Source organism: Bradyrhizobium sp. 22 (assembly GCF_000482425.1).
Taxonomy (GTDB): Bacteria; Pseudomonadota; Alphaproteobacteria; order Rhizobiales; family Xanthobacteraceae; genus Bradyrhizobium; species Bradyrhizobium japonicum_B.
In genome coordinates, this window is the sequence record NZ_KI519399.1 from 1796301 (window position 1) to 1816562 (window position 20262).

At 65.6% G+C, this 20262-nt stretch carries 19 protein-coding genes; 13 read left to right on the top strand and 6 right to left on the bottom strand.

The annotated features are described in order from the left end of the window. Positions 1-162 precede the first annotated feature (162 nt). The 3 genes from K410_RS0109855 to K410_RS0109865 form a co-directional block, all read right to left on the bottom strand. Positions 163-2313 carry a CHASE2 domain-containing protein gene (locus K410_RS0109855; RefSeq protein WP_028134688.1) on the bottom strand — a complete coding sequence of 717 codons (2151 nt, stop codon included), beginning with the start codon at positions 2311-2313 and terminating at the stop codon, positions 163-165. Positions 2314-2346: 33 nt separating this feature from the next. Continuing rightward, positions 2347-3015, bottom strand: a complete 669-nt coding sequence (locus K410_RS0109860; protein ID WP_049819990.1) for a hypothetical protein — start codon at positions 3013-3015, stop codon at positions 2347-2349. Positions 3016-3195: 180 nt separating this feature from the next. Further along, positions 3196-4320, bottom strand: a complete 1125-nt coding sequence (locus tag K410_RS0109865) for an HD domain-containing phosphohydrolase (RefSeq protein WP_028134690.1) — start codon at positions 4318-4320, stop codon at positions 3196-3198. Between the two features lie 248 nt (positions 4321-4568). Here K410_RS0109865 and K410_RS0109870 point away from each other — a divergent pair, with 248 nt between their 5' ends. The 13 genes from K410_RS0109870 (at position 4569) to K410_RS0109930 (ending at position 17377) form a co-directional block, all read left to right on the top strand. Beyond that, a complete protein-coding gene (locus K410_RS0109870) occupies positions 4569-4892 on the top strand; it encodes an STAS domain-containing protein (RefSeq protein ID WP_028134691.1) in 324 nt (107 codons plus the stop codon). Next, entirely contained in the window at positions 4892-5257 is a 366-nt protein-coding gene (locus K410_RS0109875; RefSeq protein ID WP_018317043.1) for a response regulator, read from the top strand. The genes K410_RS0109870 and K410_RS0109875 overlap by 1 nt, the downstream gene beginning before the upstream one ends. Then, positions 5254-7344 (top strand): chemotaxis protein CheA, encoded by a 2091-nt coding sequence (locus tag K410_RS0109880; protein ID WP_028134692.1) that lies wholly within the window; start codon positions 5254-5256, stop codon positions 7342-7344. The genes K410_RS0109875 and K410_RS0109880 overlap by 4 nt, the downstream gene beginning before the upstream one ends. Further along, the gene (locus K410_RS0109885) at positions 7344-7805 is read left to right on the top strand and encodes a chemotaxis protein CheW (RefSeq protein ID WP_028134693.1); all 462 of its coding nucleotides are present in this window, start codon (positions 7344-7346) and stop codon (positions 7803-7805) included. The genes K410_RS0109880 and K410_RS0109885 overlap by 1 nt, the downstream gene beginning before the upstream one ends. Positions 7806-7841: 36 nt before the next feature. Next, the gene (locus K410_RS0109890; RefSeq protein WP_028134694.1) at positions 7842-9539 is read left to right on the top strand and encodes a methyl-accepting chemotaxis protein; all 1698 of its coding nucleotides are present in this window, start codon (positions 7842-7844) and stop codon (positions 9537-9539) included. A 64-nt stretch (positions 9540-9603) separates the two neighbouring features. Beyond that, positions 9604-10092 (top strand): chemotaxis protein CheW, encoded by a 489-nt coding sequence (locus tag K410_RS0109895; protein ID WP_028134695.1) that lies wholly within the window; start codon positions 9604-9606, stop codon positions 10090-10092. 119 nt (positions 10093-10211) lie between these two features. Then, the gene (locus K410_RS0109900; RefSeq protein ID WP_245269348.1) at positions 10212-11957 is read left to right on the top strand and encodes a methyl-accepting chemotaxis protein; all 1746 of its coding nucleotides are present in this window, start codon (positions 10212-10214) and stop codon (positions 11955-11957) included. Positions 11958-12099: 142 nt separating this feature from the next. Next, complete coding sequence (locus tag K410_RS0109905; protein ID WP_028134696.1) at positions 12100-12954, top strand: CheR family methyltransferase; 855 nt, start codon at positions 12100-12102, stop codon at positions 12952-12954. A gap of 17 nt (positions 12955-12971) precedes the next feature. Further along, positions 12972-14063: a protein-glutamate methylesterase/protein-glutamine glutaminase gene (locus K410_RS0109910; RefSeq protein ID WP_028134697.1), complete on the top strand. Its 1092-nt coding sequence runs from the start codon at positions 12972-12974 to the stop codon at positions 14061-14063. Between the two features lie 5 nt (positions 14064-14068). Next, a complete protein-coding gene (locus K410_RS0109915) occupies positions 14069-15796 on the top strand; it encodes a hypothetical protein (RefSeq protein ID WP_028134698.1) in 1728 nt (575 codons plus the stop codon). Between the two features lie 150 nt (positions 15797-15946). Then, on the top strand, positions 15947-16393 hold the full coding sequence (locus K410_RS0109920) for a hypothetical protein (RefSeq protein ID WP_028134699.1): 447 nt from the start codon (positions 15947-15949) through the stop codon (positions 16391-16393). A gap of 176 nt (positions 16394-16569) precedes the next feature. Beyond that, on the top strand, positions 16570-16782 hold the full coding sequence (locus K410_RS0109925; RefSeq protein ID WP_245269349.1) for a hypothetical protein: 213 nt from the start codon (positions 16570-16572) through the stop codon (positions 16780-16782). Between the two features lie 148 nt (positions 16783-16930). After that, positions 16931-17377: a CHRD domain-containing protein gene (locus tag K410_RS0109930; RefSeq protein ID WP_049819992.1), complete on the top strand. Its 447-nt coding sequence runs from the start codon at positions 16931-16933 to the stop codon at positions 17375-17377. Positions 17378-17424: 47 nt separating this feature from the next. Here the strand turns inward: K410_RS0109930 and K410_RS0109935 are convergent, their stop codons facing one another. The 3 genes from K410_RS0109935 to K410_RS40330 form a co-directional block, all read right to left on the bottom strand. After that, entirely contained in the window at positions 17425-17790 is a 366-nt protein-coding gene (locus K410_RS0109935; RefSeq protein WP_028134702.1) for a VanZ family protein, read from the bottom strand. An 84-nt stretch (positions 17791-17874) separates the two neighbouring features. After that, on the bottom strand, positions 17875-19461 hold the full coding sequence (locus K410_RS0109940; RefSeq protein WP_028134703.1) for an EAL domain-containing protein: 1587 nt from the start codon (positions 19459-19461) through the stop codon (positions 17875-17877). A gap of 569 nt (positions 19462-20030) precedes the next feature. Then, positions 20031-20204, bottom strand: a complete 174-nt coding sequence (locus tag K410_RS40330) for a hypothetical protein (protein ID WP_164718874.1) — start codon at positions 20202-20204, stop codon at positions 20031-20033. Between the last annotated feature and the right edge of the window lie 58 nt (positions 20205-20262).

Here is a 20262-nt window from a genome sequence, read left to right on the forward strand (position 1 = left end):
GCGTAGCTCGCCCGTGGTCGATCGCACGCAGCGCGGAGCGGGGTGGGGTGATCTCTCCATACGGGCAGTATTCGTGTGGAGAGATCACCCCACCCCGTCACGCAATCTCGCTTCGCTCGATCGCGCGCCGACCCTCCCCCTCCAGGGGAGGGTAAGAGGCCGCTACTTCCCCTCCAGCGTATTGACCGGTGTCCAATCAGGCGGCGGTGGATTCGCGATGAATGCCTGTGCGCGCTTCGCAAACAGCGCTGACGCCGGATCGCTCTCCGCAATTCGCCTAAAAGCGTCGGCCGCCTTCGCAAAGTCCCGCGCGCGCCAGCAGGCGAGCCCTTCCGCATAGACGGCAGCCACCTTCGCCTGCCGGCCGCTCTCGGCGCCCGCCTCGGCCAACGGCTCGAACACCTTGATGGCCTCGCCGCGGCCCAGCACCCTGATCGCATCGAGCTCGCGCCAGGCGAAGGCATCGCCGGTCTGCGCCATCGTCGTCTCGGAGGCCATGATCGCGGTGCCGTAATATTTGTTGGCGCCCTCGAGCCGCGAGGCGACGTTCACGGTGTCGCTCATCACGGTGTAGTTGAAGCGGCGGCGCGAGCCGATGTTGCCGACCACGGCCTCGCCGCTGTTCAACCCGATGCGATGCGACAGGCCGTGGCCGGCGAAGGCGGGGTGATCGGCGTTGAGCTCCGCGAGCTTTTCGTGGCACTTCAGCGCGGCGCGAACGGCCTTGGTTGCGTGCGCGGGATCGTCGGCCGGCGCACCGAACATGGCGACGATGGAATCGCCGATATATTTGTCGACGTAACCGCCGTGGCTTTCGATGATGTCGGTCATGGCGGACAGATATTCGTTCATCAGCGTCACCAGCTCGCCCGGCGTCATGGTCTCGGCGATGGACGAGAAGCCGCTGAGATCGGAGAAGAACATGGTGACGTTGCGCATCTCGCCGCCGAGCGCCGGCATCTTGCCGGAGGCGACCATGGTGTCGATCACCTCGGGCGCGAGATAGAGCGCAAAGCTCTTGCGCAGGAACCGCTCGTCGCGCTCGGCCAGCACGAAGCGGTAGCCGATCATCATCGCGATCGCGGCAAGGCTCGCGAGCGCGGGCTCGGTCAGCGGCAGCGCCCGGGCGTGATCGAAGGCCGCGACGGCAATTGCGGCATAGACGGCGGTGAGCACGAACCAGACGATCACGGCGCCGCCGGGTGCGAGCGCGCAGGCCGCGCCGGCAATGATTGCCGCGAACGCGATCGTGACGACGGCCCGCATCGGAAAGCCGAGCTCGGTGACGGCGTCATGCTCCATCAGGTTCCGAACCGCCGTGGCGTGGACAAACACGCCCGCGACCTCGCTGCGGGATTTCTGCGGTGTGCTTGCCGGCGCGGGCAGGGCGCATCGCGCGGCCGGCGCGCCGTCATGTCCGCCGGACAGGCGCATCGAGGTGAGCTTGCGGTCCTCGAAATTCAGCACGGTGCCGAGCAGCACGACCTTGCCGTCGAAAGCGCGGCGAAAGAAATCGCGGTCGCCCTTCTCGACGCAGGCGCGCAGGTCGACGAAGGAAAAGGTCGGGATGTCGCCCCCGAGCCCGCGGAAATTGAGCGTCATCGTATTCGGCACCGCGCTCGGGATCGCGTAGCCGGACAAGGCGGTCGCGCCCGAGGGTGCAATCTCGGGCTTTGCGCCGGTCGCGCGCGCAGCGAGCTCGACCGCCATTGCGGGGACCGGCCGTCCCTCGATGGTGAAGCTCAGCGGCATTCGCCGGATGACGTCGTCCTGGTCGGTGTGGACGTTGAGCGCCCGGACGGTGTTGCGCACGGCCACTTGCTGGGCGCGATAGGGCACTTCCGGATGGTCGTTGCTGAGGATTTCGCCGAGCACCAGTTTGCCGCTGTCGGAGATTTGCCGCAGCGCGAGGAGATAATCCCGGTCGAATCCTTTCATGCGGCCGCCAAGCGCGGTGTCGCCAAAGGGAATCTCCGACTGTTCGATCGAGTTCTTGAAGATGACGTCGAAGCCGATCACCTTGGCGCCGCCTTCGGTGATGCTGCCGAGCACGCGGCCGATCTCGCGGGTCCAGGTCTGCGTCGGTGATCCCTTGAAGGGCGCCGTCTCGTAGGTTTCATTGTCGATCGCCACGACGACGACCGGCGAATTGGAGGGATCGCGGCGGTCGCCGATGAGCTTGCCGCGCAGCGCCGTGAGGATGTCGAGCGAGAGGCCTTGCAGGACCTGAAGCGGCGGCGACGTGAAAATTGCGCCCGCGAGGAGCGCAATCAGAATCGCTGCGACGATGTCCCGTCCCCTGATCCGCCGCATCGCCCCGTCGCCAATTCCGCTTATTCGAGTCCGCTATTCGAGCCGCAGCAGGCGGCCGATGATCGGGGTCGGCGATGCGGTGGCGCTGGCATCGACCTGGAAGGTATAACGCTTGCTGCCGAGGCTTGCGAGATAGCTGCCGCCCGGGGTCAGCGACTTTCCGGCCTTGGCGAAATCATAAAATTTGCCGCGGGTCATGACGTCGCTCTTCAGCGGCACGCTGATCGTGGGCTCCTTGCCGTCGGTGCGCTCGATCACCAGCGTGCTGCCGGTCTTGGCCTGGATGAGCGGCGCGACGCCATAGATGGTCGGCAGCCTGGACGGGGCGGCCTTGGCATCGGACCGCACGGTCCGAAACGTGGTCGCGGCGCTCTGGTTCGCTTCGCGCTCTGAGAGTCGCGCCGCCTTGGTGTCGCACGGCACCTTGGCGCGCTGCACGTCGCCGAGCTGCACGGTGCTTTGCTCGGCGCCGACCAGCACGACGCCTTCGCTAATCGTCTCGCGCAGGCAGGATTTGAGATAGCTGAGCGTAATGCTGGCCTTGGGGCCGAGCTTGATGATCTTGCCCGCCGCGACATAGTCCATGAATTCGACGCCATCGACCTTGCCTTGCACATCCTCGACGATGGCGGCAGGGGTCTCCGCCAAGGCGGGGGCCGCGACAAAGAAGGCGCCGACAGCAGCGCCGATCAGGCTTTTCATGGGAATTCTCATCCAGTTCGACCGACGGTATGGGTCCCCGTCCTGGTTCGATGCTTAGCAGCAGGGGTTCCAGGCAAGTGTGACCAGAATCACTCTTTGGTGTTGGTGCCATTCTAGCAGGAACAGGTTCAAGCCGGCGACCGGAGAAACCAGAGCCGCGGCAAGCTGTTGCTCGAATTGTCAGGCCGCCGGGACGGGCTCGGCCGGACGGCTCTCCGCTGCGCTCCCTGAATCGGGAACGAGCGGGGCTTCGGTCTTCTGAAACGGCGTGGCCTGCTGCCCCGCGGCGATCTCCACGACCTCGTTCCAGCGCGACAGGAACGCATCGATGCAGGCCGGGTCGAATTGCCGCCCCCGGTGCTCGATCAGGTAGTTGCGCGCCGCCTCGAGCGGCATCGGCTCCTTATAGGGTCGCCGCGTCGTCAGCGCATCGAACACGTCGGCGACCGCGACGACGCGTGCGGCCACCGGAATCTCGTCCGCCTCGAGCCCGTTCGGATAGCCCGCGCCGTCCCAGCGCTCGTGATGGCCTGCGGCGATCTGCGCGCCGAGCCGGATCAGCTCGCAGCTGGAATCGGCCAGGATCCGCTCGCCGATCGTCGCATGCGTCCGGATCACCGCCATCTCTTCGTCGGTGAGCTTACCGGGCTTGAGCAGGATGTGGTCGGGAATGGCGACCTTGCCTACGTCGTGCAGGGGCGCAGCCAGATAGATGTCGCGGCACAGCCGGGAGGGCAGGCCGAGCTGCTCGGCGATGACGCGGCTGTACCTGGCTACCCGCAACGTGTGCTCCCCGGTGTCGTTGTCGCGGTACTCGACCGCGAGCGCCAGCCGCAGGATGATCTCCTCCTCGCGTTCGCCGAGCTTTCGCGTTGCTGCTGCGACCTCGCTGGCCAAGTGCGCGGCGCGGTCGTTGAGCTTGCGCACAGCTGCACCAAGCTGAATCAAATTGCGCAGGCGCACCGTCATCTCGAGGCTTTGTGGCTGTTTCGGCAGAAAATCGGTTGCACCGGCCTGCAGCGCTTCCATCTTGACATCATCGGTTTGGCGCGAGGTGATCATCGCGATTGGAATGTCGGCGCAGCCGGGAAGCCTGCGCAAGCTGCGGATGAAGCTGATGCCGTCCATATGCGGCATCTCGTAGTCGACCAGCACCAGATCGAAGACGCGCCCCTGCGCGCAAGCCAGTGCCTCCACGGGATCGAGGAAGGTGGTGGCCTCGACCAGGCCTTCAGCCTCAATGTGACGTTTCAGGAAGTTGAGGACGGAGCGGCTGTCATCAACCAGGAGCGCTTGGGTCAGCATCGGTGGCCGGGGCTCTCTTCGCTGGCAAAGGCACGGACCCCACGCATAACCCGGCGGATTTAACGCGAAGCAAATGCGCTGCGCGGCCCGCGTCGCTGGCTGTCATTTGAGCAGCTGTGCATGCCTGCATATACCTGCGCGAGTTCCGACCGAATGTCACCCGTAGTTGTACGGACCGTCGCGTTAGGAGTTTGCTCATGGGATTCGCGTCAAACGTGTAGCGGAATTTTAGCAAAGGCGGGGCTTTGATGGCGCTCGATCCGACGGAGCCGAAATGGTCGCTGCGGTTACCCGCCGATTGCAGCATCGCTGCTGTTCGCAGCGTTTATGATCTCATTCGCGAGGCCTTCCGGCGCGAGCAGCGGCTCGAGATCGACTGCTCCAGCGTCGACAAGGCCGACGTGACCTCGATCCAGCTGCTGCTGTCGACCGCCAAGACCGGCGAGGCCCAGGGCCGGCCGGTGGTCCTGACCTCCTTCTCACAGTCTCTGCGTACCACCCTTCGTCGCGCCGGCTTCGCCAGCGATGCGATGATCGATCAGCATTTCCCGCAAAAGAAAGATGGCACCTGATGGCCACGATTCTCACGGTCGACGATTCCCCCAGCATTCGCCAGATGATCAAGGTCGTGCTCGAGCCGGCCGGCCACAGCGTGATCGAGGCGGGCGACGGTGCGCAGGGGCTCGCCAAGGCCCAGGCCGGCAAGCTCGACCTCGTGATCACCGATCTCAACATGCCCGTCATGAACGGGCTCGAATTGATCCGGGCCCTGCGCAAGCTGCCGAGCGCGGTCGGTATGCCCATCGTGTTCCTGACGACCGAATCGAACGACACGGTGAAGCAGGAGGCCAAGAGCGCCGGCGCCACCGGCTGGATCACCAAGCCGTTCAAGCCGGAGCAGCTGCTCGCCGTGGTCGGCAAATTGGTGCGCGCATGAGCGCGATGGACCCGACCGAGATATTCCGTCAGGAAGCCAGCGAGCTGTTCGAGGTGCTCGAAGGAGCCCTGCTCGATCTCGGTCTGCGTCCCGACGACCGCGAGCTGGTCGATTCCGCCTTCCGCGCCCTGCATACGATCAAGGGCTCGGGCGCCATGTTCGGCTTCGACAAGGTGGCGTCCTTCACCCACGAATTCGAGACCGCTTTCGACCGCGTCCGCAAGGGCGAGATCAAGCCGACCCAGGAGCTGATTTCGGTCGCGCTCGCCGCCAAGGACTATATCCGCGCGCTGATCGAAGATCCCCAGTCGACCGACGACGTCATCGGCGAAGCCATCCTCGACGACCTCAAGCGCTTCGTCACGGCCGACCAGCCTGCCGCTCCGGTCGTGGACATCGCCGAGGCGCCGCCGCTGGCGCCCGGCGCGAGCAAGCAGGCCGGGTGGCACCTGTATCTCGAATTCGAATCCCACATCCTGCGCAACGGCTCGAACCCGCTCGATCTGCTTGAAGATCTCTGCAAGCTCGGCCCCTGCTTTGTCGTGCCCGTCACCGACGGCGTCCCGTTCCTCGACGAGATGGATCCGGAAGATTGCTATCTGAAGTGGGACGTCAAGCTGCACGCGGCCTGCGACAAGGACGCGATCGACGACGTCTTCATGTTCGTCCAGGACGAGATGAAGCTGACGCTCTCGCCGCTCGAGCAGGCCGAGGCGCCCGCGCCGGCGCCGCTGTTCCAGTTGCTCGACGAGGAGGTCGTCGCCGAGACGGCTGCGCCGGCGGTCGAGCCTGCGCCGGTCGTCGAACGACCCGTCGCAAAGGCGGAAGTCGAAGCCGCGCCCGAACCCAAGCCCGAGATCAAGCGTGAGGCGGCGCCTGCGCGCCGCGAGGAGGCCAAGCAGGATCGCGGCATTGCCACCGTTCGCGTCCAGGCCGAGCGCCTCGACGAGTTGATGGACCGCGTGGGCGAGCTCGTCATCGCGCAGGCGCGTCTGACCCAGCTCGCTTCGTCCGGCTCCGACCTCTCGATCAAGATGATCGCCGAGGAAATCGAACGTCTCGCCTCGTCCTTGCGCGATACCACGATGGGCGCGCGCATGGTGCCGATCGGCTCGCTGTTCGGCCGCTTCCGCCGCCTGGTGCACGATCTCTCGCGCGATCTATCGAAGCCGGTCGAGTTCGTCACCTCGGGCGAAGACACCGAGCTCGACAAGACCATGATCGAGTGCCTCGCCGATCCGCTGGTGCATCTGATCCGCAACGCCATCGACCATGGCATCGAGGATACGGCGACGCGCTCGGCCAATGGCAAGACCGAGCAGGGCCGCATCGAGCTCGCCGCCGTGCATTCCGGCGCGCAGGTGCTGGTCACCGTGAAGGACAACGGCGGCGGCCTCAATACCGCGCGCATCCGTGCGAAAGCGGAAGAGCAGGGCCTGATCGCGCCCGGAGCCGTGCTGACCGATCACGAAATCCATCAATTCCTGTTCCACCCCGGCTTCTCGACCGCGCAGACCATCTCGGCGCTGTCGGGCCGCGGCGTCGGCATGGACGTGGTCAAGCGCACCATCGAGAACATGCGCGGCTCGATCGACCTGTCGACCAGGCCCGGCGAGGGGACCACCGTGACGCTGCGTCTGCCGCTCACGCTCGCGATCATCGAAGGTCTGCTGATCCGCGTCGGCGAGGGCCGCTACATCATTCCGCTGTCCGCGGTCGAGGAATGCATCGAGCTGACCGCCGAGGACGAACGCTCCCGCGGCCGCAATTTCCTCAACGTGCGCGGCAATCTCGTGCCCTTCCTCCGATTGCGCGAGATCATGACCGCATCGGGCGCGCCCGACCGGCATCAGAAGACCATCATCATCTCGACCGGCGAGACCCATGTCGGTCTCGTCGCCGACCAGATCATCGGCAACCACCAGACCGTGATCAAGTCGCTCTCCAAGCTGCACTCGGACGTCACGATGTTCTCGGGCGCGACGATCCTGGGTGACGGCACGGCGGCGCTGATCCTCGACGTCGCGCAACTGGTCGCGCTGGCGCAGTCGAAGGTCGAAAAACAGCACATCAGCGAGGCGGCGTGATGAACGACGGTTTGACTGGCGAGCGTCAGACGGGCGCGATGCAGGTCGTGATGATCGGCCTCGGCGAGGAGAAATTCGCTCTCGATGCCGGCCTCGTGCGCGAGATCATCGATCCCGTTCCCGTGACCAGGGTCGCGGGTGCGCGGGCCTTCGTTCCCAGCGTGATCAACGTCCGCGGCAACGTCATTCCGCTCGCCGATCTGCGTATCCGCTTCGGCATGCCGCAGCTCGACGACACCGCCGACACGCGCATCGTCGTCATCGAGCTGGAGCTCGACGGCGAGCCGGTGCTGGTCGGCGTCACTGCCGACAAGGTCTACGAGGTCACCGAGATATCGCAGACCGACGTGCAGCAGACGCCGCGGGTCGGCATGCACTGGAAGCCGGAGTTCATTCGCTTCATCGCCAAGTGGCGTGAAGAGTTCGTCATCGTTCCGAACATGGAACGCATTCTGAATTGAAATGCGATCTCGGGGCGAGATCGGTAGGGGCTGAACATGAGATTTACGGTCAAGGCGAAGCTTGCCAGCGCGTTCGGCGTGGTCCTGTTGCTCTCGATGGCGGCGGGCGGCCTCGCTTATGTGAAGCTCAGCGATATGATCGAGACTGCCGACAATCTGGTGTCCCGCGCCGGCCGGATGGAGCATGCGGCCGAGATCGAGAGGGGGATCCTGACCCAGGTTCGGGCCGAGAAGAATCTGCTTCTGGCGCCCGATAGCGAAGCGGATGGCTTCGTCGCCGAGATCGCAAAGCAGCGCGAGGCGCTTCTCAAGCTGAAAGAGGAGATTCACGCCGCAGCGTCCCCGGAAGGCAAGAAGTTGATCGAGAATTTCGCCGCCGCCTACGCCCGGATGAATGCCGCTCAGGACGACGCGCTCAGGACCGCCCGAACGAACAGGCCGAAAGCCGTCGAGCAGTCCGCGGTCGAGGTTCGCAAGGCGGTCCGCGAAGCGATGGACGCCGCCCACGTTTATATCAGCAACGTCAAGAAGAACATGGCGGACCGGGCCGCCTTGGCGCATGAGGACGGCAATCGCGCCCACGTCATGCTGGTCTCGGCGGTGGGTGCATCGCTCGTGATCGGCCTGATCGCCGCGATCTGGATCTCTCTCAGCATCTCCCGCGGGCTCGGCCGTGCGGTCGGCCTCGCCGGTGCCGTGGCGGGCGGCGACCTGACCCAGACGATCAACGTCGCCAGCAATGACGAGATCGGTGATCTCGTGAAGTCGCTCAACACGATGGTCGCGAAGCTTCGTCAGGTCGTCGAGGAGGCTCTCACCGCGGCCAGCAACGTCTCCGCCGGCAGCCAGGAGCTCTCCGCCAGCGCCGAGCAGCTCTCGCAGGGCGCGACCGAGCAGGCCTCGTCCGCCGAGGAAGCCTCCTCCTCGATGGAGGAGATGGCCTCCAACGTGAAGCAGAACGCCGACAACGCCAACCAGACCGAGAAGATCGCGGCGCAGTCGGCCAAGGACGCCGAAGCCAGCGGCGTTGCCGTCGGCCGCGCCGTCGAGGCGATGCAGACCATTGCCGAGAAGATCACTATCGTGCAGGAGATCGCGCGTCAGACCGACCTGCTCGCGCTCAACGCGGCGGTGGAAGCCGCCCGCGCCGGCGAGCACGGCAAGGGCTTTGCGGTGGTCGCTTCCGAAGTGCGCAAGCTCGCCGAGCGCAGCCAGGCGGCTGCGGCGGACATCGGCACGCTCTCGACGGAAAGCGTCAAAGTCGCGCAGGAGGCGGGCCAGATGCTGTCCAAGCTCGTGCCCGACATCAAGAAGACCGCGGAGCTGGTGCAGGAGATCACCGCGGCCTGCCGCGAGCAGGACGTCGGCTCGGCCCAGATCAACCAGGCGATCCAGCAGCTCGACAAGGTCGGCCAGCAGAACGCCAGCGCCTCCGAACAGGTGTCCTCGACCTCGGAGGAGCTCGCCTCGCAAGCCGAGCAGCTGCAATCGACCATCTCGTTCTTCCGGATCGAGGACGCCGTGCGCAAGGAGAAGGCGGCTGCCGAGCCGATCGACCGCGCCGTCGGCCAACTGCGCGCCAAGGCCGCGCACATGGCGGCGGTTGACCGCGGCACCAAGAAGCCAGTGCCTGCCCGCAAACCGGCGCGAGCCATGAAGGTCGCCGGCGGCGGCGGCTTCGCCTTCGACATGGATGACGGCGACGACGATCGCGACGCCGAGTTCCAACGCTGATCAACCGGTCCGGCCTCGTGCCGGACCGCGCCCATTTCCAACCTTCGGAACCCCGGACCGCATCATGGCCGCAACCTCGCAATATCTGACGCTCGGGCTCGCCGGCGAGACGTTCGGCATCAGCATCCGCAACGTCCGCGAAATCCTGGACATGCGGCCGATCTCGCGGCTTCCGCACGCGCCCGACTTCCTGCTCGGCATGATCGACGTCCGCGGCAGCGGCTATCCGATCGTCGACCTGCGCACCAAGCTCGGCCTGCCGGCCGTGGCCGCCACCGAAGCGACCCGCATCATCATCCTGGACGTGCCGATGAAGGATCGCCTGGTCGGCGTCGGCTTCGTCGCCGACTGCGTGTTCGAGGTCACCGACATCGACGAGCAGGCGATCGAGCCGGTGCCCGAGGTCGGCGGCAAGTGGCAGTCCGACTATGCCGCCGGCATCGGCCGCAAGGGCGAGAAGTTCGTCGTGATCTTCGATCTCGCCAAGCTGATGGCGAACGACAAGCTTCCGGAAGGACGTGATGCCAGCGCGGATGCGCCCCGCGCCGCCTGAAACGACAAGCGTAAAGCGTTGCCTATTTGCAATCCCAATTTGAACCGATGAGATCGACCATGAGATTCACCGTCAAGGCCAAGCTCGCAAGCGCATTTGGCGTCGTCATTCTGCTCTAGATGATCGCAGGCGCCGTCGCCTATCTGAAGCTCAACGACACGGTCAACACGGCCGAGCATCTGTCCCAGCGCGCGGCCCGTCTTGCAAAGGTTGCCGAGCTGCAGGAGAGCGTGCTGCTCCAGGTCCGGGCGGAGAAGAACGCGATCCTCGCGTCGTCTGAGGCAGACCAGGAGAAGTTCATCAGCCAGATTGCGCAGCTTCGCGAGAGGGCGATGAAGGTCAAGGACGAAGCCTATGTCGGCGCGAGCGAGACCGGCAGGAAGATGATCGATGCCTTCGCCACCACCTATGCTGCCTCGAATACGGTCCAGGACGAAACCCTTCGGATGGCGCGGCAGGAGAAGGCCAAGGCCGCCGAGCATTCGATGAATCAGGGCCTGAAGTCGACCACGCTGGCTCTGAATGCCGCGACCGATTACATCAACTACGTCAAGAAGTCGATGGCCGAGGAGAGCGCCGAAGCGCGGCATGAAGGCAGCCGGGCGATCACCATGCTGCTTGCGCTGGTGGCCACATCGCTGCTCATCGCAGTGGTAGCCGCGGTCTGGATTGCCCTCAATATCAGCCGCGCGCTGGCGCTTGCAGTCGGACTCGCCGATGCCGTTGCGATTGGCGATCTCTCGCAGAAGATCGAGTCATCCAGCAATGACGAGATCGGCGATCTGATCAAGTCGCTCAACACTATGACCACGAACCTGAACCAGACCGCGGCCCTCGCCAACGAGATCGCGCAGGGCAACCTCACGGTCGAAGCCAAGCCGCTGTCGGACAAGGACACGCTGGGCCTGGCGCTCGAGCGCATGGTGGAGAAGCTCCGCCAGATCGTGTCGGAAGCTCTCACCGCGGCGCAGAACGTCTCGGCCGGCAGCCAGGAACTCTCCGCCAGCGCCGAGCAGCTGTCGCAGGGTGCGACCGAGCAGGCCTCGTCCGCCGAGGAAGCCTCCTCCTCGATGGAGGAGATGGCCTCGAACGTGAAGCAGAACGCCGACAACGCCAACCAGACCGAAAAGATCGCCGCGCAGTCGGCGAAGGACGCGGAAGCCTCCGGCGCCGCGGTCGGCCGCGCCGTCGACGCGATGCAGACCATCGCCGAGAAGATCACGATCGTGCAGGAGATCGCGCGCCAGACCGACCTCTTGGCGCTGAACGCGGCGGTCGAGGCCGCCCGCGCCGGCGAGCATGGCAAGGGTTTTGCGGTGGTCGCCTCCGAGGTGCGCAAGCTCGCCGAACGCAGCCAGGCCGCCGCGGCGGAGATCGGATCGCTGTCGTCCGAGACCGTGAAGGTGGCGCAGGAGGCCGGCGCCATGCTTGCCAAGCTCGTTCCGGACATCAAGAAGACCGCCGAGCTCGTCGAGGAGATCACCGCGGCCTGCCGCGAGCAGGACGTCGGCTCGGCCCAGATCAACCAGGCGATCCAGCAGCTCGACAAGGTCGGCCAGCAGAACGCCAGCGCCTCCGAGCAGGTGTCCTCGACTTCCGAGGAACTCGCCTCGCAGGCCGAGCAACTACAGTCGACCATCGCCTATTTCCGGATCGACCAGGCCTCGAAGAACCAGGCCTCGGCGCCGATCGACCGCGCGGTCAATCAGCTGCGCGCGAAGGCAGCGACCATGGCAGCCGCCGGCGGTCCGGCGAGGAAGCCGCAGGCCAAACCGGGGCGCGCCGTGAAAGCTGCCGCTGGCGGCGGTTTCGCCTTCGACCTGAATGACGGCGAGGACGATCGGGACGCGGATTTCCAGCGCTGAAAGTCAACCCAATGATCGGCCCGCCCGTACGTGGCGGGTCGATCCATCCTTCGTAACGGTGTGAACGCGTGAGACGTAAGATGGCCCCAACGGCCCGACACTCAGTGCAGGCGGCGGCCATCCCGGACGGGGGCATGCAGCCATGATGCCTGCCGTACAGGACACCGCCGTCCATCTGTCGGACCGCCACTTCCGGACCATCGCCGAACTCATCGAGGGGCAGGTCGGCATCAAGTTGCCGCAGGGCAAGCGGCTGATGCTGGAAGGTCGGCTGCACAAGCGCGTGCGGGCATTGAAGTTCTCCGACCTCAATGAATACGTCGAGAACCTGTTCGAGGGCGATCATTTCGAGACCGAGCTCACGCATCTCATCGATGTAGTGACGACCAACAAGACCGACTTCTTCCGCGAGCCCCAGCATTTCACCTTCATGCGTGAGGTCGCAATTCCCTCCCTGCTGAAAGCCCGCGGCGGCAAGAGCGCGACCCTCAAGCTATGGAGCTCGGCGAGCTCGACCGGCATGGAGGCCTATACTATCGCGATGGTGCTGGACGACATGGTCCGGAACGGCTCGCGCTTTCAGTACCGCATCCTCGGAACCGACATCTCGACCGCGGTGCTGCGTCTCGCCAAGACCGCCATCTACACCCGCGACGTGCTCGCCCCGGTGCCGGAGCCTTTCCTGAAGCGCTATTTCCTCTCGTCGCGAAACAAGGCGAGCGGTGAGGTGCGGGTGGTGCCGGAATTGCGGCGCACGACACATTTCATGAGGATGAACCTCATGGACAAGTCCTATCCCGTCGATCGTGACGTCGATATCATCTTCTGCCGCAACGTCCTGATCTATTTCGAGCGCGAGACCCAGCGCAAGGTTGTCGAGCAATTGTGCAGCCATTTGCGTCCGGGCGGTTATCTGCTCGTCGGGCATTCGGAATCGATGGTTCACAGCGCGTTGCCGGGTCTGAAGCAGGTCCAGCCCACCATTTTCCAGGTTTGATCGGAGCACCGCCCCCAATGCCGAAGGAGAAAGTTCGCGTACTGATCGTGGACGATTCGGCGTCGGTGCGCCAAATCCTGCTGACGATCCTGAGTGAAGATCCCGAGATCGAAGTGATCGCGACGGCATCCGACCCGTTCGTCGCCGCCAAGAGGCTCGAGAAGGAGCTGCCCGACGTCATCATTCTCGACCTCGAAATGCCGCGCATGGATGGCATGACCTTCCTGCGCAAGATCATGGCGCAGCGTCCGATCCCGGTGATCATCTGCTCCTCGCTGACGGAGGCGGGCTCCAACGTGATGTTCGAGGCGTTCGAGGCCGGTGCGGTCGACATCGTGCCGAAGCCGAAGATCGACACGCGGCAGGCGCTGCTCGAATCCTCGGCACGGCTACGTGAGGCCGTGAAATCGGCCGCCCGCGCCCGGGTGCGCCCGCGCGCGGAGCGCCGCGCCATCGAGCAGAAGCTGACGGCCGATGCCATCATCCCGCCGCCGGTGCAGGGCAAGGTCCGGCCGACCACGGAGCGCATCGTGTGCGTCGGCGCGTCCACGGGCGGCACCGAAGCTCTCAACGACGTTCTGGAGATGCTGCCGGTTCATTGTCCGCCGCTGGTCATCGTCCAGCACATGCCGGCCGGCTTCACTGCGGCCTTTGCCAGGCGTCTCGACAGTGTTTGCCAGATCAGGGTCAAGGAGGCCGAGGACGGCGAGCCTGTCCTGCCGGGCTGTGCCTACATCGCGCCCGGCGCGCGGCACATGCTGCTCCAGCGCATCGGCCTGCGCTACCAGATCGCGATCAAGGACGGGCCGCCGGTGTCGCGGCATCGTCCCTCGGTCGACGTGTTGTTCCGCTCGGCGGCCCAGCATGCCGGCGCCAACGCGCTCGGTGTCATCATGACCGGCATGGGCGATGACGGCGCGCGCGGGATGCTGGAGATGCGCAAGCTCGGCGCCTCGACGCGGGCGCAGGACGAAGAGAGCTGCGTGGTGTTCGGCATGCCCAAGGAGGCCATCGCCCATGGCGGCGTCGAGAAGGTCGTGTCGCTGCATCAGATTCCGCGCGAGATCATGCACTGGTATCAGGCCGGGCACGCGGCGGTGGCGGGTTGATGGCCATGTCCCTGGTTCCGGCCAATACGCTTGCCGAGGCGACCGCGGCGATCGAGGACGTCTCCTCGCGCATCGAGGAGGTCTTCGCGCGCGTCGGTCACGACCTCGGGCGCGGCCACCTCATCTTCCAGGAGCTGAACCAGGGCCTGGCTGCGCTCTCGGGCGAGCTCTCCGGCGCCGAGATCGAGGGCGCCGCGACGGCGCTGCAGGAGATCGCCGCGCGGCTGAGCGAGCTGGCGCGAGCGCTGCCGGCGGAAAGCGCGCTGCTGGAGACGATCGGCAAGAGCGCGGCGGAGGCGTCTTCGCTGCTCAAGCCGCTGTTCAAGCACATCCAGATGATCACCATCGTCGCGCGCAGCGCGCGGATCGAGGCTGCCTCGCTCGACGGCGACCGCGAGGGCTTTCTCGCCTTCACCCAGGAAGCCTATGATCTCGGCAAGGCCGTGCAGGGCTCGATCGAAGGCTGCGCGCGGGACCAGCAGCGCCTGTCGGAAGCGGTCGCCACCGCCTCCGGACGGCAGAGGGAGTTCGAGAGCCGCTACCGGGCCCAGCTGATGTCGGAGAGCGCCGAGCTCGGCGCCGCCTATTCCGGCCTGCGCGAGCAGCGCAGCAAGAGCGGCCATCTGGCCGAGCGCGCCAGTTCCAGCACCAGGAAGATCGCCGATGCGGTCGGCAGCGCGATCATCTCGCTGCAGGCCGGCGACAGCACGCGTCAGCGTCTCGAGCACGTGTGCCACGGTCTCGGCCTCGCGCCGGCCGCCGCGCCGAGCCTCGTCCCGGAGCCTGTCCCGGGCGACGACGTCATGCGCGCGATTTGCCGACTGCAGGCGGCCCAGCTCAGGGATGCCCAGCGCGAGTTCGGCGGCGACATCGGCCAGATCGTCGGCGCGCTCACCGCCATTCTGCGCGATGCGGGCAGCGTCGCCGGCCACGGCCGTACGCTGTTCGGCGGCGAGGAGGACGGCTCGTCGTCGTTCCTGACGCGCGTCAAGCAGGCGCTGGCGCACGCATCGAACCTGATCGCCACCTGCGACAGTGCGGGCCGCTCGGTCGACGAGGCGCTCGCGATCCTCGAGGACACGCTGGCAAAGTTTCGCCAGGCCATCGCCGGCCTCGCCGAGGCGACGGTCGACATCACGCTGATCGGAATGAATGCCGGCCTCAAGGCGAGCCATCTCGGCAGCCGCGGCAGCGCCTTCGTCGTCATCGCCAACGAGCTCAAGGCCACCGCCGACCAGGTCTCGGCGGGGGCCGCGCGCCTCCGGCCCGTGCTCGACGGGATTGAGCGCTCGGCCAGGGAGCTGAAGCAGCTGCGCGTGCAAGGTGACCCCACGCAGCTTGCCAAGCTCGAGCCGCAGATCCTGCTGGCGCTGCGCGAGGTCGAGGCCGGCAATGAGCGGCTCGGCAAGCAGATGAGCCGGCTCGTGAACGAAGGCGCGGAATTCGAGAGGCTGATGAATTCGGCCCAGGGACTGATGACCACGCTCGGCGAAAGCTCGGCAGCCTTGCCCGCGGTCGCGACGCGGCTGGAGACGGCGGCCGCGGGAGCGCAGCGGCTTCAGGTGGAGGTGCAGGATCAGGCGATACTCGACGATCTCTTCGCGCGCTACACGATGGAGCGCGAGCGCGACGTTCATCGCGACTTCCTGCAGACGATCGGGCTTGAGTCGACCGCCGCCGCGCGCCGGGTCGAGGCGGCCGCGACCGCGGACGACGGTATAGAATTGTTCTGACGCGCCGCGGCGATCGCCTCGCGCGGCAGGGTCAATTTGACGGGTCGGCTTTGCAGGGCATTAACCGTGGCGGAATGCTCGCCGCATCGGTCATTGTCGCGCCGCAGACTTGGGTTGCAGATACCGGTGAAGTTTACGGTGGATGCTTCCATGATGCGAGACGGCAAATACGCGGCTTGGTTCAGGACCCCGCGCGGCCAGGGCACGGGCATCGTGCATCTGGCGGATGGACGGATCTCCGGTAGCGACAGCTTCTTCACTTATGGCGGCTCCTATCGGTTCGCTGACGACCAGCACTTCACGGCGGTCCTGACCACGCGGCGGTATGCCGAGGGCCCGCCGACTGTGTTCGGTCCGGACGAGGTCGAGGTCGAGCTCGCGGGCGTGTGCAGCGGAGCGCTGGCGACCTGCTCCGGCAAAGCCAAGCAGGCGCCCGACGTGCCATTCGAGGTGACGCTGATCTTCTGCCGGGAAGACGCGCCGGCAGTGGAAACCCGGTCCGCTGTCGTGAAGCTCAATGACAAATTGCCCAAGGGGCTCGACAGCCGTTCGCGGCCGCGCCAGTTCCCTCTGCCTCCGAGGCCTCCCGCGTCTTAGCCTTGCGTTGACGCTATCGCAGCGAAGCGGGCTGCGAATGCGCCGCGGCAACGGTGCATTTAGAGGCGGAACGTTACGATGAGGCCGCAATGAAGGACGGACGAAATATGCCTCAGATCTGGATGACATACGAGGAACTGGCGACGCTCAGCGGCTGCACGTCCGCGGAAGCCAGAATGCGGGCCATCCATCTGTCGCTCGACCGCCGCAAGAGCCGCGATGGCGCAACGCGCGTCAAGCTTGACCTGGCGCTGACGGCCAAGTTCTTCGCATCGATCCGCGAAGCGGATTTCGATCTCGACGGCGCCATCGCCGCGCTCCAGAGCACGCACAGGCAAATGGCCGAGCTGCTGGCGCCGACCGGGTTCCGCGAGCGCGGTGCAGCCTGAGCGCTGCGCCTTACCGGGCTCACCGCAAGAGCGGCGCCCGTCGATCTCCACTGTCTTTTCGAATCAGGCATAGTCCTGTCTCCGGAATTTTCAGCCGGGGGCCGGGGTTTCAACCGCAACGGGCCATAGAGCCCGCGAGGAGAATGCCATGAGGACAGCCAGGGATCGGATCGGCGTGACACTGTGGGGAACGGCGGTGCTCGGTGCGCTGCTGATGGTCGCCGCCGCGCCGTCGCGTGCGGAGGTCATCAAGCTGCAGGCCGAGCTCAAGGGCAGCAATGAAGTCCCTCCGAACAATTCCTCCGGTTCAGGCAGGGCCGAGGCCACGTTCGATAGCGAGACCAAAGTCCTGACCTATACCGTCACCTTTACCGATCTGTCGGGGCCGGCGATGGGAGCTCATTTCCATGGTCCGAGTGAAGCGGGCAAGAACGCCGGCATCGTCTTGCCGTTCAAGACGGTGCAAAGCCCGATCCAGGGCAGCGCCACGCTGACGGACGCTCAGGCGGCCGATCTGTTGGCCGGCAAATGGTACGCGAACATCCATACGGCCGCCAACCCGGGCGGCGAATTGCGCGGGCAGATGATGAAGTAGGGATGATGTCCCGGCGGCGTTGAAGAGGTTGTCGGCGCCGTGATCGTTCAGGCCGGCGGCCGGGGCAGGAAGGCCAGGATCGTCTGGGCGAGGAGGACGCCGACGGTGCCGCCCGCCGCCTTTTGCAGCACGTCGAGGAAGCCCGGATCGCGATCGGGGATCAGCGCTTGCAGAACCTCCAGCCCCATCGCGACGGCCACGACCAGCGAGCAGGCCAGAACGAGCCGGCCGGGCAACAGGAAGGACAGCAGGAAGCCCAACAGGCCATAGGCACTGAAGCGCTCGATCACGACGATCCAATAGGCCTCGTGATGCCCCATCAGCGCCGGCCGTCCCGCCAGTCTTGCCAGGGTGGCATAGACGATCAGGGCGAGGCAGATGGCCGCGGCTGCGATGAGGTGATTTCGACGCATGGCCCACCATAGCCGCCCGGATGCGGTCCCGCCTTCGAAAGACGAGAACATCGTTAAAGCGCCTTTGAACGCCGGCGGGGATGGTCAGGCGACCAGGACGTCGCCGCCCGGTGCTGCGGCTGCGGAATGGCGGCGCGACTCGACCAGCTCGCTGAACTTGGCGAACGGGAGCGGGGCGGCGACGAGATAGCCCTGTCCTTCTTCGACACCGGACGCGATCAGGGCGCGGCGCTGCTCCTCGGTCTCGATTCCCTCCGCGACGACCGTCATCCGAAAATCCCTGGCGAGCGCGACCAGCATCTCGACGATCGTTGTGGTCGACGCATCCACGGTGATGGTGTCGACGAAGAACTTGTCGATCTTGATTGCGCTGGCGCCGAGCCCCTTCAGCCGCGACAAGCCGCTATGGCCGACACCGACGTCGTCGATGGCGACGCGGAAGCCATGGTCACGCAGCTCCGCCACCACGGTCGCGGCATGCGCGAGATCGTCGAGCTCGTCGCGCTCGGTCACCTCGACCACGATCTGGCGTGCGGAGATTCTCGCCGTCAGGACCGTGCGCCGCAGCGTCTCGACGAAGCCGGCGCTCAGCAGGTGCTTGGGCACGACATTCACGGACATCTTGAAGCTCTTGTCCGCCTTCAGCACGAGCCGCAGATCGGAAAGCGCCGATCGCAGGATCTGCCAGGTCATCGCCTGGATGCGCCCGCTGGATTCGGCCAGCGGAATGAAGTTCACCGGCGGCACCACCGAGCCGTCCTTCCGGACCCAGCGCGCCAGCACCTCGCATCCGGTGATCCGGCCGGTCCTGAGGTCGAAGATCGGCTGGTAGTACGGCTTGAATTCGCCGGCTGCGAGGGCGCGATCGAGGTCCGCGACTGGCCCCTCCGTCCGGCGGCTGCGTGCCAGCAGGATGCCGAACAGTGCACCCAGTCCCAGCGCGACCGCGAGCGCCGGCCAATACGCTTCGCTGTTCCAGCTCGAAAGCACGGCCTGCTCGAGCCTGATCGTAGCGTGAAGCGGCAGGCGCGCGGACCGCCTGTCGAAGCTGATCGGTCCCGGCAGCGGCTTGTCGGCATCGAGCCGGAATTCGCCGAGCTTCTCGCCATTGCTCAAGGTGAGGATCACCTCGCTGTGCGCGCGCAGCTCGGCGGGCATGAGATCGAACAGGCCGGAATTGATGCCCACGATGGCGACCAGCGCCGAGCTGCGATTGACGTCCCTGAGCACGCCCAGCGCGTCACCGCCGAACTGCTCGACGCGGAATAAAGCGAGCTGCTGGTCCTGCGAGGGCAGCATGTCGCGGCGATCCGCCCATCCCTTGTCGAACTCGAGCGTCTCGGAATAGGCCGAGCAGATCACCGATCCGTCCGGATTGACGAGACGGACGTCCTTGATCGCCGAGCGCTGGTAGACATGGAGCCGGATGGCTTGCAGCGCCGCCGGCGCGCAGCTGGCAAGATCGCGCTTGGCGAGGTCGTCGAGGCTGGCTGCGGCGAAATCGACAGCCAGTTCGGAACGGCGCAGAACCACCTCGGTCAGCTCGTTCAGCTGGTGCACCTGCTGGTGGCGAATGACGGCCTCTGCCGCGAAATGGCCCGCCAGCCCAAACGCCATCATGCTCGCAAGCACGAGCGCCACAAACGGAAGGTTCAGTCGCTGGAGTTTCATCCGGTCCGGGCGGAATTCAAGGAGAGGCAGAGGACGATCTTGGCAATGACCTTGAGAATTATCTTGGCAATTGATCCTAGCCAGCGGGGGCTAAGATAGGGTTTAACGGGCGGACCGGCCCGGAAGGGCGATCGCGTGGTTTGCCTGACCGATGGCCGGCGCGGCCCAAGCATGAAAGTTGAGCAGTATGATCAGGACGTTAAGCCTTCTCCTGTCGTTGGTTCTCGGCAGCGCGGTGGCCTCCGCGCAGGGGACCAAAGACCAGCCAGCGGGCAATCAGCCCACCAGCCGCAGCGGCGCTGCGACGAATTCCGGCTCGGACAGCATGGGCGGAGCTTTCAAGGGGACGGGGACACCGAACTACGGAACCAGCCCCGGGATGGGCTCCCAGAAGAAGACGCGCAACTAGGTTTGAACGGCCAAGCGGACTGAAAGACGGGACGCTTGGTCGCGTTCACCGCAGGCGGGCGGAGACGGCCTCCGGATGGTTGCTCCGGCCCTCACGGCGGAATGAAGGAGCTTCTGCGCTGGCGGGCAAAGCTGCCGTCGGCGGCGAACTGTTTCCAGGACTAGCCCTTCTTCCCGGTCTTCGACTTCAACGAAAGACCAAGCCGCAAAGCCATGCGCTTGATCGCATCCGGCGAGCGGCCGAGAAGTTTCGCCGCCTGCTCCAGCGAAGCCGAAGACTTGGCCAATTCCATGAGTCGGCGGTCTTCCTTGAACGACCAGGGCTTGCGCGCCATAACCGAAATGATCCTCTTGTCGACACAATGACAAAGCCGCCAAGCGACCCATGTTCGC

Bases quoted from the DNA above. Each gene is read 5' to 3' on its own strand.
- K410_RS0109855 (WP_028134688.1), bottom strand. From the start codon at position 2,313: ATGCGGCGGATCAGGGGACGGGACATCGTCGCAGCGATTCTGATTGCG.
- K410_RS0109860 (WP_049819990.1), bottom strand. From the start codon at position 3,015: ATGAAAAGCCTGATCGGCGCTGCTGTCGGCGCCTTCTTTGTCGCGGCC.
- K410_RS0109865 (WP_028134690.1), bottom strand. From the start codon at position 4,320: ATGCTGACCCAAGCGCTCCTGGTTGATGACAGCCGCTCCGTCCTCAAC.
- K410_RS0109870 (WP_028134691.1), top strand. From the start codon at position 4,569: ATGGCGCTCGATCCGACGGAGCCGAAATGGTCGCTGCGGTTACCCGCC.
- K410_RS0109875 (WP_018317043.1), top strand. From the start codon at position 4,892: ATGGCCACGATTCTCACGGTCGACGATTCCCCCAGCATTCGCCAGATG.
- K410_RS0109880 (WP_028134692.1), top strand. From the start codon at position 5,254: ATGAGCGCGATGGACCCGACCGAGATATTCCGTCAGGAAGCCAGCGAG.
- K410_RS0109885 (WP_028134693.1), top strand. From the start codon at position 7,344: ATGAACGACGGTTTGACTGGCGAGCGTCAGACGGGCGCGATGCAGGTC.
- K410_RS0109890 (WP_028134694.1), top strand. From the start codon at position 7,842: ATGAGATTTACGGTCAAGGCGAAGCTTGCCAGCGCGTTCGGCGTGGTC.
- K410_RS0109895 (WP_028134695.1), top strand. From the start codon at position 9,604: ATGGCCGCAACCTCGCAATATCTGACGCTCGGGCTCGCCGGCGAGACG.
- K410_RS0109900 (WP_245269348.1), top strand. From the start codon at position 10,212: ATGATCGCAGGCGCCGTCGCCTATCTGAAGCTCAACGACACGGTCAAC.
- K410_RS0109905 (WP_028134696.1), top strand. From the start codon at position 12,100: ATGATGCCTGCCGTACAGGACACCGCCGTCCATCTGTCGGACCGCCAC.
- K410_RS0109910 (WP_028134697.1), top strand. From the start codon at position 12,972: ATGCCGAAGGAGAAAGTTCGCGTACTGATCGTGGACGATTCGGCGTCG.
- K410_RS0109915 (WP_028134698.1), top strand. From the start codon at position 14,069: ATGTCCCTGGTTCCGGCCAATACGCTTGCCGAGGCGACCGCGGCGATC.
- K410_RS0109920 (WP_028134699.1), top strand. From the start codon at position 15,947: ATGATGCGAGACGGCAAATACGCGGCTTGGTTCAGGACCCCGCGCGGC.
- K410_RS0109925 (WP_245269349.1), top strand. From the start codon at position 16,570: ATGCGGGCCATCCATCTGTCGCTCGACCGCCGCAAGAGCCGCGATGGC.
- K410_RS0109930 (WP_049819992.1), top strand. From the start codon at position 16,931: ATGAGGACAGCCAGGGATCGGATCGGCGTGACACTGTGGGGAACGGCG.
- K410_RS0109935 (WP_028134702.1), bottom strand. From the start codon at position 17,790: ATGCGTCGAAATCACCTCATCGCAGCCGCGGCCATCTGCCTCGCCCTG.
- K410_RS0109940 (WP_028134703.1), bottom strand. From the start codon at position 19,461: ATGAAACTCCAGCGACTGAACCTTCCGTTTGTGGCGCTCGTGCTTGCG.
- K410_RS40330 (WP_164718874.1), bottom strand. From the start codon at position 20,204: ATGGCGCGCAAGCCCTGGTCGTTCAAGGAAGACCGCCGACTCATGGAA.